The organism is Kordia sp. (assembly GCF_965283645.1).
Lineage (GTDB): Bacteria > Bacteroidota > Bacteroidia > Flavobacteriales > Flavobacteriaceae > Kordia.
This window is the reverse complement of record NZ_CBDIPG010000001.1, coordinates 3,105,165-3,127,676: the sequence shown is the minus strand read 5'-3', so window position 1 is coordinate 3,127,676 and position 22,512 is coordinate 3,105,165. Positions and strand designations below refer to the sequence as shown.

Below are 22,512 nucleotides of genomic sequence, written 5' to 3'. Positions count from 1 at the left end.
GAATTATGAAAAAAATAATTGTAATACTTTCATTAGTAACCTTATGTTTTAGTTGTGGATCTGACAAAAAGGAAAAAAAAGAAACAGATGTTGTTAAAAAAGAAGAAGTAAAAAAAGAAGAGCCAAAATATAATTTCGCGAAAGCAGAAGTAAATTTACTTGAAGATCCAAGTTTAATTAACTTGTCTGCTGTTCCTCATTCCTTTGAAGATGATATTGTATTTGAAGAAATTAATGTATTAAAAACAGCTGAAAACACGCATACACTCGTTTTTGTAATCAATGACAAAATGACAAACTTTGATAAGTTGAAAGAGTGGAAAATAGGAATGTATTTCTTTGCAAAAGATCCAACAAAGTTTGAAAATGCAAGCGATGCAAAAAAAGGATACAAAACAACAGGTACATTGGCTGATCCGAAAATGATGGGCGATGAAGTTGTTGTGGTTTTAGAAGGATTTAAAATTATTCCTAAAGAAATTTCATTATTAAGATTGTACCTATATAACAACAATAATGATATGAATAAGAATTACTATAACACTAAAGATGTTGTATTGCCTTAATTCATATATTAACAGCATAAAAAAGAAACACTTACATAAAATCAGCGTAAGTGTTTTCTTTTTATTACTAGTATTTGTTTTTGGATGTACAAAAGAAAGAACAATACAAAATACAGCTTCAGAAATAGCAAAAATCAAAAGTCAGTTACCTGATATACAATTTTCAAAAAGAGTGTATACAGTTCCTCAACGCATTACTACTAACGCACATGCTTTTTCATCTGAAATAGCTTTTAAAGAAGTGTATGTGTATAAGAACGATAAAAATAACACGTATACATTTGTATGGATTGTGGATGCGGTACATACAAACTTTGACGAACTTTCTAAATGGAAAATAGGAATGATTCTGAAACCTAAGAATAAAGCTGATTTTCAGGATGAAATATTACAAAAAAAAGGAATTAAAACCATGGGCGTCTTAACAACTCCTTTTTTATTAGCGGATGAAATTTGTGTTGTATTGCGTGATTTTAAGTTTGAACCAAAAGAAATAGCCTACTCAAAATTTTATCTCTACAACGAAGAGGGAAAGGCAAACTTGCGTTATTGGATTATCGAGAATGTGAGTTTAAAATAGTACAGCGTAAATGAAAAGTATACTCAATCGAATAAATGAACAACGATACCTGATTAGTAGTACACTATTTGGTATTCTATTTATGTTTCCAATTATGAGAAACGCGGTTCAGTCTATTTCATTAATGACGTTTTTGGGCGTGTCAGTATTATTTTATCATAAAACATTCTTAGTACGTATCAAAGATCGAAAACTTTGGAAAATATATGGAATACTAACAGGATTCTTCTGGTTTTCCGTATTGACATTTTTATGGACAACAGACAAAGTATTTTTCTTTAACGAACTAAGACCTTCTATTGCCATTGCTTTGGTGCCGTTTGTGATTTTATTTTTTCATCCAACATTAACTCAAAAAAGAAAGCAATTAGCAATCATCCTATTTTTAGTTTCTTTAATTATTTATGCGTTTCTATGGTTTTTCCATCATGTAGAAGGAATTAGTATTTATCAAGAAATCATTGCAAAAGAATCTCCGTTGCGCGACGAATCATTCATACAACAACTAATTTATTTTAAGGACAACTCATTTAAAGTCTGGATTGGCGGTGTTTCCGAGCGTGGTTATGAATTATTAGGGAAAAACTCATTCTTCTCACATAGCAATTACATTTCGTCATACTATTTATTCGGATACATTTTAGCAATATATACGCTCATAAAATCGCGCAAAATACTTTACAACGTAATTGCGGTAATTGCGCTACTTTTCAGTCTTTTATTTTTATTCTATTTGGCTTCCAAGCTAAACGTATTTCTATTTGTTGTTTTTTCATTTGGAATAGCTTTTTATCTATTAAAAACAACCAAATTTCGTTTGGCATTTATAGCACTTATTATAGCGATTGGAATTTTCAATAAGTCAAAAATTATGACTACTTACGCTGAAATAAAGCAATGGGAACTTATAGAAAAAACAGATAATAATCTTGATGAGAAAATATTCATGGATTACAAGCGCACAAAAATTTATACCTGCGCTTTGGAAAAATTACGTACAAACTATTGGTTTGGAGTTGGACTTGGAGATATTCAAAATTATTTGGATGATTGTTTAATGACACAAAACCACAACAACCCAAACTTTGATGTTACTATTGAATACAACTCACATTCACAATTTTTACACTTTGCTTTAGTTGGTGGAATTCTGAACTTTTTGCTATTTCTCGGGTTTTTTATATACTTATTTTACTCGAGTTACCTCCAAAAAAATAAACTACTTTTCATCTTTACATTTCTTATATTTGCAAGCTGTTTTTTTGAAAATTACCTTAGCAGAATATACGGAGTTTTATTTTTTATACTATTTATTACGATGCTGCCAAACTGGTCTCTAATTTCAACCGAAGAATCAATAAACAAACAATGAAGCTGTCGTCGTTATACAAAAACAAGTTGTCAAAGCACTTACTAGTAAGTCTCATTATTCAGGGTATTTACACGATAGTAACGCCGCTTTCCATGATATTGCTTGCACGGTTTTTAGGACCTGATAATTTTGGTCATTTTGCTTTTGCCGTGTCGTTTGCTACAGTACTTTCTATTTTTTCCAACTTGGGATTGCCAACAGCAGTGACACGTTTTGGAGCCATTTATTACATCAATGAAAATTGGAAACGACTCAAGGGAATATTACAATTCAGCAACAAAAATGTTACCATATGCGGACTCGTTTTTATAGCGGTATCTATATTTTTATTATTGACAGATATAGTAGAAATACCTTCAAAACCTTATGTTTTGGTTGCGTTGCCAATTATCTTGTTTTTAGCACTATCAATGATTCGAACGGGAGTTCTGACGGCTATTGAAAAAGTAAATCTTTCGCAGTTGCCAGAAATGATTATTCGCCCAATTTTGTTTTTCATCGTCATACTCGTCTTATACTATTCAGGCGTGTTGAACGCTTACAGTTCTATAATTTCCTATACCATTATCAACGGAATCATCTTTTTAGTTGGTGCATACATGGTAAAAAGGTTTACAGATAAAAAAATGGCCAACCTTGAGCCTGATTATGAAAAATCAGCTTGGAAAAGATCTGCCATGCCATTGTTTCTGCTTGGAAGTATTCAAATACTTGGAGCACAGGCAGATATATTTCTACTAGGCTTTTTGGCAGACAGTGAAGAAGTCGGTATTTTTAAATCAATGTATCAGATCAGCTTATTAATTATCTTTTCATTGTCAGCAATCAACGCTGTGGCATCTCCTTATATTGTACGTAGTTTTGAAGAAAATAATTTTGCGAAGCTCAAAAAGCTGTTATTTACATTTTGTGGAATCAATTTAGTGTTTGCGCTAGTAATAGCTTTTCCTTTTCTGTTTTTTGGCGAATTTTTTATAGAATTGCTTTACGGCGAAGAATTTGTAGTAGGAATCACTTGTTTACAAATATTAATATTTGGTAGAATTATAAATTCTATCTTTGGCATTTCTAATCAGTTCCTCAAAATGATGGGAGAAGAACGAAAAGCAACAAAAGGAATTTTTATAGGTGCTGTTGTTGGAATAATTTTAAACTTTGTACTGATTCCTCAATATGGTATCATTGGAGCTGCAATTGCCTCCTCAAGTGCCTTAATAATTTGGAATTTGTATTTGTTTGCCATCACAGTAAAAAAAGTCTGGTCAATACCAACTGAATAAATGAAGTTAATTGTATTTATAAATATTATTCTCATTGGAGGACTCTTATTTTACAAGAAAAATGGAGAGTTCATGGATGATATGTGGATATTTTATGTGACACATTACGTGTCACTATTTATCTTCGTAATGCGATTTTTAATGAAAGAAACTAGAAATATCTACATGATATTTTCTCCAATTCTCTTCTCATTTTTATATTTAGGACTTTCCTTCACATTAGGCTCCATATTTATTCCTCTCAATTATGGTTGGTCTAAAGAGGTTTATGAAAACATAATATACATTGACAAACTCAATATTTATACTATATATTTCTTCATAGTAGATTTAATACTACTTCACTATTGGGTAAAAATAATTAGAAAAAACAAGAAACTGATCCCAAAACGTAAAGACGTTATATGGCCAGATTTCATACCTGTAATTTTCTTCTCGTTTTTCGTTTTTCTAATACTAATTAGTTATGTGCCCGTATTTAAAAACCTCTTATTAGGATTTGAATATCCGTTTAAACTAGTACTAATTATCTATTTAGTACTGCAGTCTTTCAACTTTTCTAGAGGACTAAGAATACTATTATATACTATTCTTATCGGAATAATTTTTTCTCAACATTATTCAAGTAAGCGTGAAGTAATTCTCGTAGTATTCATCTTTATGTTTCTAGAATCTGTAAAAAGCGGTTTTGAAATAAAAGTAAAGTTTAAGTTTATACTCATGATGCTTTCTGTTGCTTTTTTAGGTGTGTATCTTATTTTTGCAGCTTCTATTATGAGAGGTTACGGAGGTTACCAATTAGACAGTAAATTAGATGCCTTTTTGAAAGTGCCTGACTATGTGAGTCAACCCTATTTTAAACATATTTTTGTAGAAAACTTTGAGGTAAACACTGTATTAGGAAACACCATGATTTGTATGGACTTTGTAGAAAAAGAAAAGTTGCCTTTACAATATGGAGGAACCTATGTAAAAATATTTCTGACTCCTATTCCGCGTTCCATCTGGAAAAACAAACCAGAAGGAATGATTTTAAAATATACCTACACGCTAAATCCCGAACATAAAAAAAACGGACAAAGTTTACCTGTGGTGCATTACGCAGAAGGTTTTGCAAACTTTTATTGGTTTGGAATGATTGCTGTCGTATTCATATTGGTGTCATTTGAAAAAATATTCTGGTATGTTATAAAACAGCGAAAAATTAAAATCCTCAACGGAAAACTCATCTTTTCCATTTACATAGTATGCATACTATTTCAATACATACGAGGTTCAGGGTTTGATTTATTTATGTTATACACCTTAGCACCTTTGCCGCTAATACTTATTATATCTCTAATGCCAAAAAAACAAAAAAATGTCAGTGACTAAAAAAAAAGTACTCCTAATCGGGATTGACGGACTGACGCACTATAGAGTTGAAATGTTCAATCTTCTTTGCGATCAGTACGATTTTACTGTAGCACATACCAATGACCCGATTGATGGAGCAAAATTTGCTCAACTGAAAGTAACAGCTCAAAAAAGAGGTCCTTTTTTTACTATAAAAAACGAACCTGACTATTCTAAATTTGATACGGTTATATGTTCGTTTAACATTAGAATTTTAAATCTTTACAAATTACTATTCAAAAAAAGAAACTTCAAAGTATTAGTATTTGGAATAGGAGTTTCAGCTTCCTATAGCAATAATTATGATTCAAAAAAACGATTGGATTTTCTTCGAAAATATGTCATAAAAAAATCAGACGGCGCAATATTTTACGAACACTATCCACTTATAAAATATCAATCTTACGGAATTGATTCTAACAAACTACATGTAGCTTATAACACGGTAATTCCGCCCAAAGCGTTTGACTTCTCAGAAAAAACATTTGAAAGTTTTATGTTTATCGGAACTCTATACAAACAAAAGAAAATATACGAACTGCTAACGGCTTACCAACAGTTACACACTGAATTAAAAGAAAAAACACCTGTGTTAGAAATTGTTGGAAACGGGGAAGAATATGATAACATTGTTACTTGGATCGCCAATAACGGATTTCAAGAAAAAGTAATACTGCACGGAAAACTAACCGAAGAACATGAATTACTTCCAATATTCAAAAGGTCTTTAGCATGTATTTCGCCAGGACAAGCAGGTTTATCAGTGCAAAAGTGCTTTTCATATGGAACACCGTTTATTACAACAAAAAATGCAATTACGGGTGGAGAATTATTTTGTATCATAAATAAAACAAACGGTTTCATATATGACGGTTCCGTTAAAGCGTTGGCGAATGTTATGAAAAACATAGCAGATAGAACACACAATATTGAAGAAATTTCAGAAAAGGCATATACATTTTACTATAACTTCAGAACACCAGAAGTTTGGAAAAATGCTTTCATAAATGCAATAGCATAACACGATTAAAAATGGAAACAATGAAAAAAAACATACTAATTACCGGAGGAGCCGGTTTTATTGGTTCACACGTAGTAAGACGATTTGTAAAAAAATATCCAGAATATCACATATTCAATTTGGACGTGTTAACCTATGCGGGAAATTTGGAAAACCTGAAAGACATTGAAAACGAAGATAATTATACCTTTTTAAAAGGCGATATTACAGACGAAAATTACATCAATGAAATTTTTGATACATATAAATTTTCAAGCATCATTCACTTGGCAGCTGAAAGTCATGTAGATCGATCTATAAGCGATCCGTTGGCGTTTGCCAAAACAAATATCTTAGGAACGATGATTTTGTTAAATGCCGCAAAAAATACATGGAATAATGATTTTCAAAACAAAGTTTTCTACCATGTAAGTACAGATGAAGTATATGGAACATTAGGCGAAACAGGGTTATTTACAGAAAATACATCTTACGATCCTAACTCTCCGTATTCTGCATCCAAAGCAAGCTCCGATCATTTTGTGAGAGCTTATGGTGAAACATATGACTTACCGTATAAAATTAGTAACTGTTCCAACAATTATGGTTCCTTTCAATTTCCAGAAAAACTAATTCCATTGTTCATAAATAACATCATTACTGAAAAGCCGCTTCCAGTTTACGGAGACGGAAACTACACACGCGATTGGTTATATGTAGAAGACCATGCAATAGCAATTGATGCTGTATTTCATAAAGGTGTCATGAAAGAAACCTATAACATTGGCGGTTTTAATGAGTGGAAGAACATTAATTTAGTACATTTGCTATGTGAAATTATGGATGAAAAGTTGGGCAGATCGTCTGAAAATTCATCAAAAAGTCTAATAACGTATGTAAAAGACAGACCCGGACACGATTTGCGCTATGCAATTGATGCAAGCAAAATAGAAAATGAACTTGGTTGGTATCCGTCGGTCACATTCGAACAAGGACTTGAAAAAACAATAGATTGGTATCTGAACAACAAAGAGTGGTTATCAAACGTCATCTCGGGTGAATATCAAGAATATTACAACAACCAATATAATAAATAATACACATGAAAGGAATTATACTCGCTGGAGGTTCAGGAACACGACTGCATCCCGTAACAAAAGTGGTTTCAAAACAGCTATTGCCCGTTTACGATAAGCCAATGATATACTATCCGCTATCTGTATTAATGTTATCTGGAATCAAGGACATTCTAATTATCTCCACACCACAAGATTTGCCAAACTTCATACGATTACTTGATGATGGAAGTCAGCTTGGTTTAAATATATCTTATGCAGAACAACCTTCTCCAGACGGTTTGGCGCAAGCATTTATAATAGGAGAAGAATTTATAGGAGACGATAATGTTTGCCTCATACTCGGAGACAACCTGTTTTATGGTGCTGGACTTCAAAAAATGCTGGCAAAAACAGTCTCTGTTGTAGAAGAGGAAAACAAAGCCGTAGTATTTGGTTATTATGTGGAAGATCCGGAAAGATATGGTGTTGTTGAGTTTAACAAACAAAACGAAGTCATATCCATAGAAGAAAAACCTAAAGTGCCAAAATCAAATCATGCGGTTGTAGGATTGTATTATTATCCTAATGAAGTTATAGAAATTGCTAAAAATGTAAAACCTTCCCATAGAGGTGAACTTGAAATTACGTCGGTAAATCAAAGCTTTTTGGAAAAAGGAAATCTGTCGGTAGAACTAATGAGTAGAGGTTTTGCTTGGCTTGATACTGGAACACACGAAAGTCTTACAGAAGCAACCGAATTTGTAAAAGCTGTTGAAAAACGAACAAGTCTTAAAATTGCTTGTATTGAAGAAATAGCTTACAGAATGGGTTTCATTTCTCGTGACAGATTGTTGGCGTTTTCAGAAGAATACAAAAAAAATGATTATGGTAAATACTTAAAAGGTATTTACGATCACACCGAGGACTAATTTTTTTGCAAACGTATGGAACTCTATAAACTAGATTGGGATAGCAACTTTTTCGGTTACGAAATAGCAAAATGCGTCGTTTCAAACAAAGAAAATTTTGAAGTACCATTATTTCATAAACTTGCGGAAAATTTCAAACTGATATACGTATTTTCAGAAGCACCATTAGCAACAGAAACTTTAAAATTGGTAGATGAAAAAATTGTGTATCATCAAGAAATAAAACAACAACAAACAACTAAAATACCCGAAATAAAAGTATTTGACAAAGCACAGCATTCATACGATCAATTAGTAAATTTGGCATATGCAAGCGGAATTCACTCAAGGTTCAGAACGGATGAAGAGTTCAAAAATGACGAATTTCGCAAACTCTATAAAAAATGGATTGATAATAGCATTTCACAAAAAGAAAAACATGAAGTTTTAATTTATGAAAAACACAATGAATTGCTAGGATTAATTACGTACAATATTGACAATCAACAAAACAGCACCATTGGTTTACTCGCAGTTCACAGCAATGCAAGAGGATTAGGTGTTGCCAGCAAATTAATTGCAGACGCAATGTTACGAATATCTGAACAAGGAATACCTAGTGTAGAAGTAGCAACGCAACTCAATAACATTCCAGCCAATGCACTTTACAAAAAGTGTGGGTTTACGAAAAAATATATAAATTACATCTATCATTATTGGAACATATGATACCATTTAATAAACCTTTCCTCATTGGAAAAGAATTACAATACATTGAAGAATCAGTACATTCTGGTAAAATTTCTGGAAATGGCATGTTTACCAAAAAATGCCAATCGTACTTCGAGACCAACTTGGGAGTTGAAAAGACGTTACTGACAACTTCTTGTACAGACGCATTGGAAATGTGCTCTATGTTAATTGATACAGCGCCAGGCGATGAAGTAATTGTTCCTTCATACACATTTGTGTCAACGGCACTAGCTTTTGTAAGACAAGGAGCAAAAATTGTTTTTGCTGACAGTAGAACTGATCATCCAGGTATTGATGAAGACAAAATAGAAAGCCTCATAACACCAAAAACCAAAGCCATTGTCGTAGTACATTATGCAGGTGTAGCGTGTGATATGGATAAAATTATGGAGTTGGCTGACAAGTACAATCTCTATGTGATTGAAGATGCAGCACAGGCAATTGATTCCTATTACAAAGGAAAACCATTGGGAACTATTGGGCATTTGGGCGCTTTTTCTTTTCATGAAACAAAAAATATCATATGTGGAGAAGGTGGCTTACTTACCATAAATGACAAAAAATTTGCAGACAGAGCAGAAATATTATGGGAAAAAGGAACCAACCGATCTGCTTTCTTCAAAGGAGAAGTAAACAAATACGGATGGGTTGATACAGGTAGCTCATTTTTACCATCAGAATTAATCGCGGCCTTCCTTTACGCACAGCTTGAAAATCTTGAAATGATTCAGAAAAAGCGAAAAGAAATCTGGTCTGTATACAAAAGAGAACTCAACGAGCTTGAAGAAAAAAATATCCTTAAATTGGCTTCCATTCCAGATTTTGCAACGAACAATGCTCATATGTTCTATGTAATAACAAAAGATCAGGAAGAACGAAGCAAACTCATTGCATTTTTAAAAGAAAAAAATGTACACGCTGTATTTCATTACTTATGCTTACACAAAAGTGAATATTACAGTAAAATAGAAACACCTCTAGAATTGGAAAACGCTCAGAAGTATGATCAATGCTTGCTTAGACTTCCATTCTTTTATGAACTCAAAGAAGATGAGATAAAACACATAACCGATTCGGTTAAAATGTTTTACGCACAATAAACATGAATGTATTACTAATTACAAATTCTAATATTTCATCGGGAGCAGGCGTTATTGCTAAAGATTTCAGAGATGCTTTCCAAAAACACCAAGTTGATGCCAAAATTATGGTAAATCAATATAGTGGTGAGTTGGACTATGTATACAATATACAATCAGAAGCACAATCGAAAAAAATAGCTCGACTCCGAAATTTTGTAAAGCATAAGATTTTTAAAAAACTTGCTACGGGCGCGATCAGAATTTTGGCAAATACATTCAATATTTCCAATGGTTTGGTTTTTAGGTCTTTAAATCAAAATAAATATTTCGTTCAAGATATCAATCAAACCAAAAATATTCACGCCTCTGAAGAATTACATGAAAAAGCATCAAATTTCAAACCTGATGCCATTATCGTTCTTTTCATGCAGAATTTTATCACCTACCAAAACATACACGAACTCAGTCAAAAATGGGGAAACATTCCTGTATTTGTCACAGTTTTAGATATGGCACCTATTACTGGTGGCTGTCACTATACCTGGGATTGTTTAGGATATCAAAATAGTTGTACAGACTGTCCAGCAGTTTCGAAAAACTATAAAAAGTTCCCAGAAAAAAACCTGAAATTTAAACAACATTACGCGCAAAAAGGAAACTTTAACTTTGTGTACAGTTCAGATTATCAAAAAGAAGTACTGAGTAAAGCACAAATTTCGGGACAAAACAAACAATACAAAATACCATTACCAACCAACGAAGATTACTATTTTAACAATCCTGAAGCTCGCATGAAGTTTCGCAATGCGCTAGGATTTAGTGACGCTGATATTGTAGTATTTTTTGGTGCTATGGATTTAGCTAATCCGCGCAAAGGAGGAAAATACCTCAAGGAAATGGTAAAAAAAATAAGCAACGATTCCGATTTGCCCAATCTCAAATTCCTTATCATAGGAAGCAATCATACGGAGTTTGAAACCATCATTCCTAAAGACAAGCTGAAAACATTAGACGTCATTTCTCCGAGAGAATTGCCCAACTATTACAATGCAGCTGACATCTTTTTGTCGCCTTCGGTTGAAGATGCCGGACCAATGATGGTAAATCAAAGTTTAATGTGTGGTACGCGCGTATGTGCTTTTGAAATAGGCGTTGCCATTGATATGGTAAAATCAAACAATGATTGCGGTAAATGCGCCGAGGCAATCAGTACGGAAGATTTATACAAAACGCTCAAAGAAGAAATACGCTTTCAGAGTGCTAGCAACCGATCAGTGCTCAGGGAAAAATGTGCTGAAAAAGCCTTTTTTATGACGAGTAAATCGGAAGTCTCTAAAAAGTGGATCGATATAATAAATGATGCAAGAAATAACAAATAGATATGCTAAAAAATAAAACATTACTCATCACAGGTGGAACAGGTTCCTTTGGAAATGCAGTATTAAACAGATTTTTAGATACAGATCACTTTAGTGAAATACGAGTATTCTCTAGAGATGAAAAAAAGCAAGAAGATCAAAGAAGACGATTATCACATCCAAAAGTAAAATTTTACATAGGTGATGTTAGAGATCCACAATCGGTAGAAACTGCCGTAAGAGGCGTAGATTACATATTTCATGCAGCCGCATTAAAGCAAGTGCCTTCTTGTGAGTTTTTCCCTGTGGAAGCTGTTAAAACAAACGTATTAGGTACAGAAAACGTTTTGGAAGCCGCCATTAGAAACGGCGTGAAAAATGTTGTGGTATTAAGTACGGACAAAGCCGTATATCCAATCAACGCTATGGGAATTTCCAAAGCAATGATGGAAAAAGTACTAGTTGCTAAATCAAGAAATGCAGGAAACACCGTAATTTCAGGAACGCGTTACGGAAACGTAATGGCATCAAGAGGTTCCGTAATTCCTTTATTTGTAGATCAAATCAAATCAAAACAAGATTTAACATTGACTGATCCTAGCATGACACGTTTCATGATGACGTTGGAAGATGCAGTTGATTTGGTATTATTTGCGTTTGAACATGCAAATGCAGGAGATATGTTTGTGCAAAAAGCACCAGCGGCAACTGTTGAGGTACTGGCAAAAGCATTGTTAGAAATGTATAAAAGTGATAGCGAAATCAAAGTAATAGGAACGCGTCACGGAGAAAAACTATACGAATCGTTACTAACACGAGAAGAAAAAATAAAGGCGGAAGACATGGGCGATTATTACCGAATTCCAGCTGATAACAGAGACTTAAACTATGCTAACTATTTCTCTGAAGGAGAAGTAGATATGAGTACAATTGAAGACTATCATTCACACAATACAGAACGTTTAGATATTGAAGGAATGAAAAAATTATTACTAAAGCTAGCGTTCATTCGCGAAGACATAAAGTAAGCATTCATATGGGTAAATTACTACCAAAAATCATTTCTGGCGGAAACTATACAGATGATCGTGGACAACTCGAATTCTTCAATGAATTTGATATGTCACCCATAAAACGTGTATACTTTACCACACATTTTGATACGGATGTTATCAGAGCTTGGCAAGGACATACTATTGAAAGTCGTTGGTTTATCTGTGTCAACGGAAGTTTTACGGTAAAATTGGTTGAAATTGATGATTGGGAACATCCATCGGATGATTTAAAAGTATACGAATACGAATTATCTGCTGAAAAGCAGGAAATACTATACATTCCGAATGGTTTTGTAAATGGTTTCAAGGCGTTAGAAGCAAATGCGAAACTTATGATACTATCAAACTACGGATTCAACGAAATAGAAAACGATCAAATACGATTTGATCAAAACAAATGGACCAAATGGGACAAAAACTAACAGTAGGAATTACAGGTCAAGCTGGTTTTATGGGAAGTCATGTATACAACTTCTTAGGTACAAAAACAGAAGAAATAGAACGCATCAGCTTTGAAAGAAACTACTTTGAAAACGAAGCTAAACTTCAAAATTTCGTAAAATCATGTGATGTTATTGTGCACATTGCGGCAATGAATCGTCATGAAGATCAGCAAGTTATATATGATACTAATGTTGGTTTGGTACACAAACTAGTAAGTGCTTGTGAAGCCACCAATTCCACTCCAAAAATTATTTTTTCATCTTCTACACAAGAAGAAAGAGACAATCTGTACGGAAAATCAAAACGTGACGGAAGACAACATTTGGAAAATTGGGCAAATGCAAACGGCGGAAAAGTTGCTTCGTTAATCATTCCAAACGTATTTGGACCTTTTGGAAAACCATTCTACAATTCGTTTATTGCAACGTTTTCACATCAAATTGTAGCTGGAGAACAACCAACAGTTATCAATGATAGTACCGTAAACTTAATCTACATCAACGAGCTTTCAGAAGCTTTCTATAACGAAATTGTAAAGCAAGATGCTGAAAAGATACAATCGTATGTAGTTCCGCATACATCATCACGAAAAGTATCAGAAATTTTAGGATTACTAAAAGAATTCAAAACGCAATACGTAGACAACGGACAAGTGCCAAAAGTAGATTTAAACTCATTCGAACTAGATTTATTCAATACGTTTACGAGTTTTATTCCTAAAGATTATTTTCCAAGAAAATTTACAAAACATTCGGATAATCGCGGTGCATTTGTAGAAATTATGCGTGCAGGTTCGGCAGGACAATCATCGTATTCAACTACAGTTCCAGGGATTACACGTGGAAATCATTATCACACACGAAAAGTAGAACGCTTTGCTGTTATTAGTGGAAAAGCGTCTATTCAACTTCGAAAAATTGACTCAGACGAAGTTTTTGAATACATCTTAGACGGAGAAAATCCGGCGTATGTAGACATGCCAATTTGGTATACACACAATATTAAAAATATTGGAAATACGGAATTAATAACATTATTCTGGATAAATGAACCTTACAATTCAGAAGACGCCGACACATATTTTGTGGAGGTATAATTTAAATTAATGTAGAATGTTATTTAATTCATTAGACTTTGCAGTTTTCTTTCCAATAGTTTTTCTATTGTACTGGGTTTTTTCTAAAAAACTTACACAACGAAATATGTTTATACTAATTGTTAGTTACATATTTTATGGATGGTGGGATTGGAAGTTTTTATCACTAATAATTATCAGTTCGTTTGTTGATTTTTACATAGGAAAAAGGTTAGGCGCAGAAGAAAATGTAAAAAAAAGGAAGTACTTATTGTATGTAAGTTTGTTGGTTAACTTAGGTTTTTTAATCTATTTTAAATATTTTAACTTCTTCATAGAGAGCTTTGTAGATGCATTTAGTCTATTTGGTCAGGAACTACAAATAAATACGTTAAACATTATATTGCCAGTAGGAATTAGTTTTTACACGTTCCAAACGCTTAGTTATACGGTAGACATATATAAAGGCAAGATGAAACCAACAAACGATATCGTTTCATTCTTTGCATTTGTGTCGTTCTTTCCACAATTAGTTGCAGGACCCATAGAAAGAGCTTCTCATTTATTACCACAATTTAACAAACTATATAAGTTTAATTATCAACAAGTTAAAAGTGGTCTCTTATTGATGTTGTGGGGACTTTTCAAAAAAATGGTCATTGCAGATAGACTTGCTATTTTTGTAAACGAAACTTACAATAATGTTGGCGACTATTATGGAATGGAATTTATTATTGCTACTGTTTTCTTTGCATTCCAGATTTATTGTGATTTCTCAGGATACTCTGATATTGCCATAGGAATTGCACGAACTATGGGATTTGATTTAATGAAAAACTTTGATAGTCCTTATTTCTCTAAATCGATTACTGAATTTTGGCGACGTTGGCATATATCGCTTTCCACTTGGTTTAGAGATTATGTATACATTCCATTAGGCGGAAGTAGAGGCGGAAAGTATAGAACATATCTCAACCTATTTTTAGTGTTTTTTATAAGTGGAATATGGCATGGAGCCGCCATGACGTTTGTAATTTGGGGAGCGATTCACGGAATTATTATAGTATTAGAAAAAGCCACGCAAGATTTGAGAAAAAGAACTTTTGCAAAAATCCATCTAAACAAAAAAACGTTTTTTGGAAACATATTTTTTACACTAACTACTTTTACTATTGTTTGTATTGCTTGGATTTTCTTTAGAGCAAATTCATTGAAAGATGGATTTGCAATCATCAAAAAAATCTTTACATTCAATACTGGTGACAAAAGCGTTTATTCAGAAATAGGGCTTGATGCGCCTAACTTTATTGCAGTATTAATTTTTATAGTGCTTATGTTATTATTTGAAATGACGCACAAACGTTACAATATGGTAAAATTTATAAACAACCTACCACTTTTAGGACGTTGGTCTTTTTACGTTGTTAGTGCCATTGTTTTAATTGTCTTTGGAGTTTACGGTAGTCATAATCAATCACAGTTTATATACTTTCAATTTTAATTATGGGAAAGCTGATACTAAAAATGATCATTTTTATTGGTATAATAGCAGTTATACTAAGTATGACGAGTAATCTCTTTACCAAAAAAGAGGGCGCAATTAAAAATTGGCATGAGCTATACAACACTACCAAAATCAACCATGATGTGCTCATTGTGGGAAGTTCCATAGCCTATTCATCTTTCAAACCAAATCTTATCAGTGCAAAACTTGGTGTAAGTTCGTTCAATTTATCTAGTGCTACACTAAATGTAGAACAACTATATTTTAATATAAAAGAAGCACTAAAATACCACACGCCAGAATTGTTAATCATGGAGGCACATTCACTTGATATACCAAGTTCCAACGAAGGAAAAGCATTGAATTTTGCTTATGAAAACATTGACGGTCAGAAAAACTCTTTAAATAAATTGCAAAGCGTAGCAAACGTTTTTGAACCAAAATATTGGCTTGATGCAATATTTCCAGTCGTTAGAAATCATCATGAATGGGCTAATTTTGATCTAATAGAGAAAAATTTAGAGTTTGAATTCGTACTAGATGAAAAAATGGGGTATAAACCATTGAAAGTTGACAATAGTGCCAAAAGAATAACGCAAACGGCAGACGTAATTCCATCAAGTTATGAAATTCCAGAAGAGAATTACTACTACTTAGAAAAAATTACAAAACTCTGCAAAGACAAGAATATCAAGTTTCTCTTGGTGCGATCTCCTCAAATACAATACCAACCAAACAGGAAGTTTTGCGAAGAAATATATAACACCACTGCACAAATAAGTAAAGATTTGGGAATTGAGTATATAGACTATAATTACCAGTATAATGATACAGGTTTTGCACAATCAGATTTCTATGATGCCCTGCATTTAAATGAAAATGGAGCGGAGAAACTTACTCAAGATTTGGCGGTGAGCATATCAAAAAAATATGATCTAAAAGAAAACAAAAATCTTATACATAGAGAAGCTGAATACTATCTGGAAAACAATCGGTTTTTAAATTCGCGACGGTTGCTAACAGAAACGTTCATTCCCAAAGAAGGAATTCATATTGATCAGATATTCATTCAAAAAACCATCGAAGACGAATACTGTTTCTTCATTGGATTTAATCCAAATACGAATGTTGAAGAACTAAACAAATATAATATTGCCATACAGCTTGTACCTATTGCATCAGAAAAAGTGCTTTTAGAAACTAAAATGGATAAAGATAGAGAAATGATCAGTTTTGGAAACTATCCATATCCATTAGAAAGTAAAGACGATTATTTAGTAAGAGCAATCGGTTTTAGAAGAATTGTCCCAAAAAATTTCAAAACGTTTCGACTATATTTGTACAACAAAGATGGAGCTAGTGAAAAAGTAGTGATTTCTAATTTTAACATAGACGCTACTAACGAATCAATAAAAAACAACGCGGTTACAAAGCTCGAAAACACAAATACAAAAGAAAACAATACCAGTGAAGAAGTACGTACAGAAACAGATACTAAAAGTACTGAAAAAATAACACCAGAAATTGAAAAAACAGCAACAACTCTAACAAGCACAGCACACGCATTTAAAGAAAATTTAGTTTTCAAAAATGTTAATATTGTTGAAACAAGTGCTAATACGTACACGCTGACTATAGAAATTGACAAAAATAAAACGGACATAGAAGAATTGAAACTATGGAAATTGGCAATGCAAGTATTTCCAGAAGAACCAAAAGAACTTGAAAATTTCAAAAATGATGGGAAAAATTTTAAATCCAACGGTTTTTTAATTCAGCCTATACAAGAAGGTGATAAAACACTATTGACGTATAAAAATATAAAATTAAACCCAACCAAAATAAAACTATTGCGTTTCTATCTCTACCGCAAAAACAATGAGATGATTAAAAATTATTATGATACAAGAGATATAGAACTTCCTAAAAAATAAATTTTTTATGAAAAAACTAAAAGTAGTAACGGTCGTAGGAACACGACCAGAAATTATACGATTATCGTGTACCTTACTTGCATTAGACAACAGTGATGCTATAGAGCATGTTTTAGTACACACAGGACAAAACTATGACTATGAACTCAACGAAATATTCTTTGAAGATTTAGGACTTCGAAAACCAGATCATTTCTTAGAAGCTGCAGGAAAAAATGCTACGGAAACCGTTGGAAATATTTTAATAAAAATTGATCCAATTTTAGAGCAAGAAAATCCAGATGCTTTCTTAGTATTAGGAGATACAAACTCTTGTTTATGTGCCATTCCAGCCAAAAAACGTAAAATTCCTGTATTCCATATGGAAGCTGGAAACCGTTGTTTTGATCAGCGTGTGCCCGAAGAAACAAACCGTAAAATAGTAGATCACGTTTCAGACATCAATCTTACCTACAGTAGCATTGCACGTGAATATCTATTACGCGAAGGTTTATCACCAGATAGAGTGATTAAAACAGGAAGTCCAATGTATGAAGTGCTTCACAAATTTTTACCAAAAATTGAAGCTTCTGATGTATTAGAAAAATTAGGCTTAGAAAAACACAAATTCTTTGTAGTATCATCACACAGAGAAGAAAACATAAGCAATCCGAAAAATTTTAAAGGACTCATTGATTCCTTAAATCAGATTGCAGAAACATACGATTATCCAATCATTGTTTCTACACATCCAAGAACGCGAAACATGTTAAACAACAAAGACATGAAAACGCACAAAAATATTCAATTTCTAAAACCACTTGGTTTCTCAGACTACAATGCATTACAAATGTATTCGTTTGCGGTACTATCGGATTCAGGAACAATTTCGGAAGAATCGTCTATCTTAAACTTTCATGCACTAAACATTCGTGAAGCACACGAACGTCCAGAAGCCATGGAAGAAGCCTCTGTAATGATGGTAGGACTAAATCCTGAACGTATAATGCAAGGACTAGCGGCATTAAACGCGCAAGAAAGAAGTCCAAAAAGGAACTTTAGAGAAGTATATGACTACTCTATGCCAAATGTGAGTGAGAAAATGGTGCGAATTATACTTTCATATACAGATTATGTCAACAGAGTCGTTTGGAGTAAATACTAAAAAACACATATGGCTAGTATCGGAACTATTCTATCCAGAAACTATTTCTACTGGATACATTATGACCGAAATAGCAACATCTTTGACCAAAGACTACCAAGTTTCGGTAGTCTGCGGTCCTGAATTCTATGAAGAAAAAGGTGAAAAAGTTACCGTAAAACCGTTGCCAAACATCAACATTCACAGAATTCAATCCAAAGGATACAACAAAAACAGTTTCATATCGCGCATTATAGGTCATCTAAAAGTAACCTACAAAATGTTGCGACTCATGAAGAAAAAAATACCAAAAGATGCGGAAGTATTAATGGTAACAAATCCTGTACTATTATTAGTTCTAACGAGCTTTGCCGCAAAACGAAGAAAGTGGAAAATAAATGTATTGGTTCACGATGTATTTCCAGAAAACTTAGTCGTATCAGGATTTCTAAAATCGAAAACGTCTTTTGTATTTGGAATCATGAAACGGATTTTCAACAGTGCGTTTACGAAAATGGACACATTAATTGTGCTTGGACGCGATATGCAAAAACTCTTTGAACAGAAAAAAAATAGCAAAGAAGGAATCACAATTATTGAAAACTGGGCAGATACAGAAAATATAACTCCACGACCAATTCCGGAAACAGCTACAAAAAAACTACTCTTTGCCGGAAACATGGGACGTTTGCAAGGATTAGAAATACTGTTGGAAGCCTTAAAAAAGACGGAAAACGAAGCATACACATTCACGTTTATTGGAAGTGGCGCGTTGGAAAATCATATTGAAACATTTATGACAACCAACAGCACAACACATATTGAAAAACACGGTTGGATTCCACGAGAAGAGCAAGACAAGTTCATGGCTGATGCTACAATTGGTGTGGTAACGCTCAAAAAAGATATGTATGGTTTAGGAGTTCCATCCAAATTTTACAATCTATTAGCGGCTGGAAAACCAATTTTTTACATTGGAGACGTAAACTCGGAAGTACATTTGGTATTACAGGCACATGAAATTGGTTGGTTTGCGGAAGCAGGAAATTTAGAAGAAATAGCGGCAACGCTTACCAAAATTGCGAACGCAGACATTTCCGAAATCAAAAAACGTTCGGAAAATGCCAGAGCGTTAGCAGCAAACGAATACAGTAAAGAAATCATATTGAATAAATTCAATACTATATTCAAAAACTAACGGAAGAAAACATCTTCAATACAAAACACAATGAAAGTATTAGTTACTGGAGCTTCAGGATTTTTAGGAAAACACGTCATCCAAGAATTGGAACGTTTGCAGTACGATATTGATACCATTGGTAGAGGTGACACAGCAACTATTACAACGAACATTTCTAAAGAAGTACCAATACTTTCAACAGCATACGATTTGGTTATTCATGTGGCGGGAAAAGCGCATGTAGTTCCAAAAACGGAAGCTGAAAAGAAAGAATTCTACGATGTAAATCTAACAGGAACTCAAAACGTATTAGAAGCGTTACAAAATGCTCCAGCCTACTTTGTATTTATCAGTACGGTTTCGGTATACGGACTCGATTTTGGTGATAATATTTCAGAAGATGCACCATTAAATGCTGTTGAACCGTATGGGAAAAGCAAAATAATGGCAGAAAAAATGGTGACAGAATGGGGAAAAGCTCACAACACAACCACTACCATTTTGCGTTTACCATTGCTATTTGGAATCAATCCGCCAGGAAATTTAAAATCGATGATCAATGCAATTCAAAAAAAGTATTATTTTAACATCGGAAAAGGAGATGTGAGAAAATCGATGGTATTTGCCAGTGATGTTGCGGCATTTATTCCAGAAATCATGAAAAAAGGCGGAATCTATAACCTTACAGACGGTTATCATCCTTCTTTCAAAGAATTATCGGACAGAATTGCAGCTTTTCACAAACTCAAAAAGCCCATATCCATTCCACATTTCATAGTTTGGTGTATGGCAATTGCAGGTGAAGTCATTCAAAAAGTAACACGAAAAAAAATGCCAATCAACAAAAGGCAATTTACTAAAATGACCAAACCATTGACATTTAATGACAAAAAAGCACGTTCTTTGGGCTGGAATCCGAAAAGTATAATTAACCACCCAAAGGATTGGTTAAATTTATAATAATAAATGACGCAAGTAGAAAATAAAAAACAACTAATTCACCATATTCTATATGGAGTTTTTTTGGTTTTATTTTTATTAGAACCACTTGTAAAAATCTTTTATGATCCTAACTCAAATATTAGGGTAAAAGCCATTCTAAAACTCACATTACTAGCAATACTTGTAGGCTATACAATCTTCTTAAAAATTAAAAAAGAAGTATTAATTTTTCTAATAATACTCGGATTATCTTTCTTAATTGGACAATACGTACTTATAGAAAAACACTCCATATTTGGAAGCAATTTACTAAAAGAAGCACAAGGAGGCGACATTTACATCTTTATAAAATACATGTACATCCTGTTTTTTGTAGGTGTATATGAAAAAATAACCACAAACGAAAATCTTACAGAACGCTTAGTGAATCTATTCAACGGATTCATGATTATCAACACAATTTTTATTGGAATAGGATTAATTACAAAATGGGAGCTCTTCAAATCATATCCGTACACTACCAGATTTGGCTATCAGGGACTCATTGAATTGGCAGGTGAATCCATTCATTTGTATACAATTGCCATTTCTTTGGCATACATTAAATATGTAAAAACTAAAAAATATGGATTGCTAGTATTCTTCTTGTTAGGAGGACTTATGCTGGGAAAAAAAGCTATATTTCTCTACTTATTACTACTAGTGATAGTGCATTTATGCTACCTAAAAAAGAAAAAGATATTATATGGAATGGGTTTCTTAACAATTTTGGCGATTGTGTTTCATAAATTTGTGATTGCTATATTTATCAAAATATTTCCATTTTGGCAAAACTTATATGAATCGGATGGTTTAGTGACGGTTATTTTTTCCAAAAGAAACATCTTATTTGAAGAAAGTCTTCACTATATTCAAACCAATTGGAATCCGATCAATTATATCTTTGGAGGCATTGATTTTGCAAGTTACCGAAGTGAATTTGGTTTCTTTGATTTATTTCTTGCAGTAGGAATTTTAGGAATAGCGCTCTACTTTTGGTTTATTTACAAATACTTTCTCTCAAAACAAGCAACACTAGTCAAAACAGTATTTATAATCATATTCATCACGGAAGCCTTTTCAGGAGGATTAATTATTAACATAATTCCAATGATATTTTTATATTTAATAGCAAAACATCTAGAAAGAAATTATACGACAACAACATAATGGAAAACTTAAAAACATACTTAACGGTAACCGCACATCCCGATGATGAAGCTTTAGGATTTGGCGCAAGTTCCTATGTATTATCTCAAAAAGGACACAAAATATACAACTGTATCCTATCAGGAAAAGTAGATGCAAGAAGGCACAGACCAGATGAAGAAGAACTCAAAGAACATACTGCAAACGCTCAAAAATTTATGGGAGCCGAAGCGCCTATTCTTGGACATTTTCCGAACATAAAATTCAACACAGTTCCGCATTTAGAATTGGTGCAATACATTGAAGGAATTATTGAGCAAGTGCAACCAGATGTAATCATTACACATCATCCGTACGACTTAAATAACGATCATTATCATACCTCTAAAGCGTGTCAGGCTGCTGCCAGATTATACCAAAGAAAACCCTGCAAACCCTTAACAGGATTATATTTCATGGAAATTCCATCTTCAACCGATTGGGCATTTCCTGTAGACGGACAAAACTTTACAGCAGATACATTTATAGAAGTTGGAGAAAAAGGAGTAGCACAAAAACTAAAAGCATTATATGCCTATGAAGGTGTCATGCGCCCGTATCCACATCCAAGAAGTGACGAAGCTATCAAAGCACTAGCAACCTTACGAGGTTCGCAAGTTGGGCGACACTATTGTGAAGCATTTCAAACTGCTATGAACATCATTGAACCTTAAAC

21 protein-coding genes are annotated in these 22,512 nt (G+C 33.2%); all 21 read left to right on the top strand.

Annotation, left to right across the window (positions count from 1 at the left end; all coding sequences use genetic code 11):
* Nucleotides 1-5: 5 nt before the first annotated feature.
* From ACQ654_RS13745 to ACQ654_RS13645, 21 genes are read left to right on the top strand one after another with little or no spacing between them, the layout of a single operon-like run.
* The gene (locus tag ACQ654_RS13745) at nt 6-566 is read left to right on the top strand and encodes a hypothetical protein (RefSeq protein WP_430410910.1); all 561 of its coding nucleotides are present in this window, start codon (nt 6-8) and stop codon (nt 564-566) included.
* Complete coding sequence (locus tag ACQ654_RS13740; RefSeq protein WP_430410909.1) at nt 550-1,146, top strand: hypothetical protein; 597 nt, start codon at nt 550-552, stop codon at nt 1,144-1,146. The genes ACQ654_RS13745 and ACQ654_RS13740 overlap by 17 nt, the downstream gene beginning before the upstream one ends.
* A 10-nt stretch (nt 1,147-1,156) precedes the next feature.
* Complete coding sequence (locus ACQ654_RS13735) at nt 1,157-2,518, top strand: O-antigen ligase family protein (protein ID WP_430410907.1); 1,362 nt, start codon at nt 1,157-1,159, stop codon at nt 2,516-2,518.
* On the top strand, nt 2,515-3,798 hold the full coding sequence (locus ACQ654_RS13730) for a flippase (protein ID WP_430410906.1): 1,284 nt from the start codon (nt 2,515-2,517) through the stop codon (nt 3,796-3,798). Before ACQ654_RS13735 ends, ACQ654_RS13730 begins: the two co-directional genes overlap by 4 nt.
* Nucleotides 3,799-5,172: a hypothetical protein gene (locus ACQ654_RS13725; protein WP_430410905.1), complete on the top strand. Its 1,374-nt coding sequence runs from the start codon at nt 3,799-3,801 to the stop codon at nt 5,170-5,172.
* Nucleotides 5,159-6,214 (top strand): glycosyltransferase, encoded by a 1,056-nt coding sequence (locus tag ACQ654_RS13720; protein ID WP_430410904.1) that lies wholly within the window; start codon nt 5,159-5,161, stop codon nt 6,212-6,214. Before ACQ654_RS13725 ends, ACQ654_RS13720 begins: the two co-directional genes overlap by 14 nt.
* Before the next feature lie 20 nt (nt 6,215-6,234).
* On the top strand, nt 6,235-7,290 hold the full coding sequence (gene rfbB / locus ACQ654_RS13715) for a dTDP-glucose 4,6-dehydratase (protein WP_430410903.1): 1,056 nt from the start codon (nt 6,235-6,237) through the stop codon (nt 7,288-7,290).
* A gap of 5 nt (nt 7,291-7,295) precedes the next feature.
* Complete coding sequence (rfbA, locus tag ACQ654_RS13710) at nt 7,296-8,180, top strand: glucose-1-phosphate thymidylyltransferase RfbA (protein ID WP_430410902.1); 885 nt, start codon at nt 7,296-7,298, stop codon at nt 8,178-8,180.
* A gap of 15 nt (nt 8,181-8,195) precedes the next feature.
* Nucleotides 8,196-8,888 (top strand): GNAT family N-acetyltransferase, encoded by a 693-nt coding sequence (locus ACQ654_RS13705; protein WP_430410901.1) that lies wholly within the window; start codon nt 8,196-8,198, stop codon nt 8,886-8,888.
* Nucleotides 8,885-10,012: a dTDP-4-amino-4,6-dideoxygalactose transaminase gene (gene rffA / locus ACQ654_RS13700; protein ID WP_430410900.1), complete on the top strand. Its 1,128-nt coding sequence runs from the start codon at nt 8,885-8,887 to the stop codon at nt 10,010-10,012. Before ACQ654_RS13705 ends, rffA begins: the two co-directional genes overlap by 4 nt.
* 2 nt (nt 10,013-10,014) lie before the next feature.
* Entirely contained in the window at nt 10,015-11,373 is a 1,359-nt protein-coding gene (locus ACQ654_RS13695; RefSeq protein ID WP_430410899.1) for a glycosyltransferase, read from the top strand.
* A gap of 2 nt (nt 11,374-11,375) precedes the next feature.
* The gene (locus ACQ654_RS13690; RefSeq protein WP_430410898.1) at nt 11,376-12,380 is read left to right on the top strand and encodes a polysaccharide biosynthesis protein; all 1,005 of its coding nucleotides are present in this window, start codon (nt 11,376-11,378) and stop codon (nt 12,378-12,380) included.
* A gap of 8 nt (nt 12,381-12,388) precedes the next feature.
* The gene (locus ACQ654_RS13685; protein WP_430410897.1) at nt 12,389-12,829 is read left to right on the top strand and encodes a WxcM-like domain-containing protein; all 441 of its coding nucleotides are present in this window, start codon (nt 12,389-12,391) and stop codon (nt 12,827-12,829) included.
* The gene (locus ACQ654_RS13680) at nt 12,814-13,947 is read left to right on the top strand and encodes an NAD-dependent epimerase/dehydratase family protein (RefSeq protein WP_430410896.1); all 1,134 of its coding nucleotides are present in this window, start codon (nt 12,814-12,816) and stop codon (nt 13,945-13,947) included. Before ACQ654_RS13685 ends, ACQ654_RS13680 begins: the two co-directional genes overlap by 16 nt.
* A 16-nt stretch (nt 13,948-13,963) precedes the next feature.
* The gene (locus ACQ654_RS13675; protein ID WP_430410895.1) at nt 13,964-15,427 is read left to right on the top strand and encodes an MBOAT family O-acyltransferase; all 1,464 of its coding nucleotides are present in this window, start codon (nt 13,964-13,966) and stop codon (nt 15,425-15,427) included.
* A gap of 23 nt (nt 15,428-15,450) precedes the next feature.
* Entirely contained in the window at nt 15,451-17,364 is a 1,914-nt protein-coding gene (locus ACQ654_RS13670) for a hypothetical protein (RefSeq protein WP_430410894.1), read from the top strand.
* A gap of 7 nt (nt 17,365-17,371) precedes the next feature.
* Nucleotides 17,372-18,508, top strand: a complete 1,137-nt coding sequence (gene wecB / locus ACQ654_RS13665) for a non-hydrolyzing UDP-N-acetylglucosamine 2-epimerase (protein ID WP_430410893.1) — start codon at nt 17,372-17,374, stop codon at nt 18,506-18,508.
* Nucleotides 18,477-19,685, top strand: coding sequence for a glycosyltransferase family 4 protein (locus ACQ654_RS13660; RefSeq protein WP_430410892.1), 1,209 nt, complete (start codon nt 18,477-18,479; stop codon nt 19,683-19,685). The genes wecB and ACQ654_RS13660 overlap by 32 nt, the downstream gene beginning before the upstream one ends.
* Nucleotides 19,686-19,715: 30 nt before the next feature.
* Nucleotides 19,716-20,627, top strand: coding sequence for an NAD-dependent epimerase/dehydratase family protein (locus ACQ654_RS13655; protein ID WP_430410891.1), 912 nt, complete (start codon nt 19,716-19,718; stop codon nt 20,625-20,627).
* A 6-nt stretch (nt 20,628-20,633) separates the two neighbouring features.
* Nucleotides 20,634-21,818, top strand: coding sequence for a hypothetical protein (locus tag ACQ654_RS13650; protein ID WP_430410890.1), 1,185 nt, complete (start codon nt 20,634-20,636; stop codon nt 21,816-21,818).
* Nucleotides 21,818-22,510: a PIG-L deacetylase family protein gene (locus ACQ654_RS13645; protein ID WP_430410889.1), complete on the top strand. Its 693-nt coding sequence runs from the start codon at nt 21,818-21,820 to the stop codon at nt 22,508-22,510. The genes ACQ654_RS13650 and ACQ654_RS13645 overlap by 1 nt, the downstream gene beginning before the upstream one ends.
* Nucleotides 22,511-22,512: the final 2 nt, after the last annotated feature.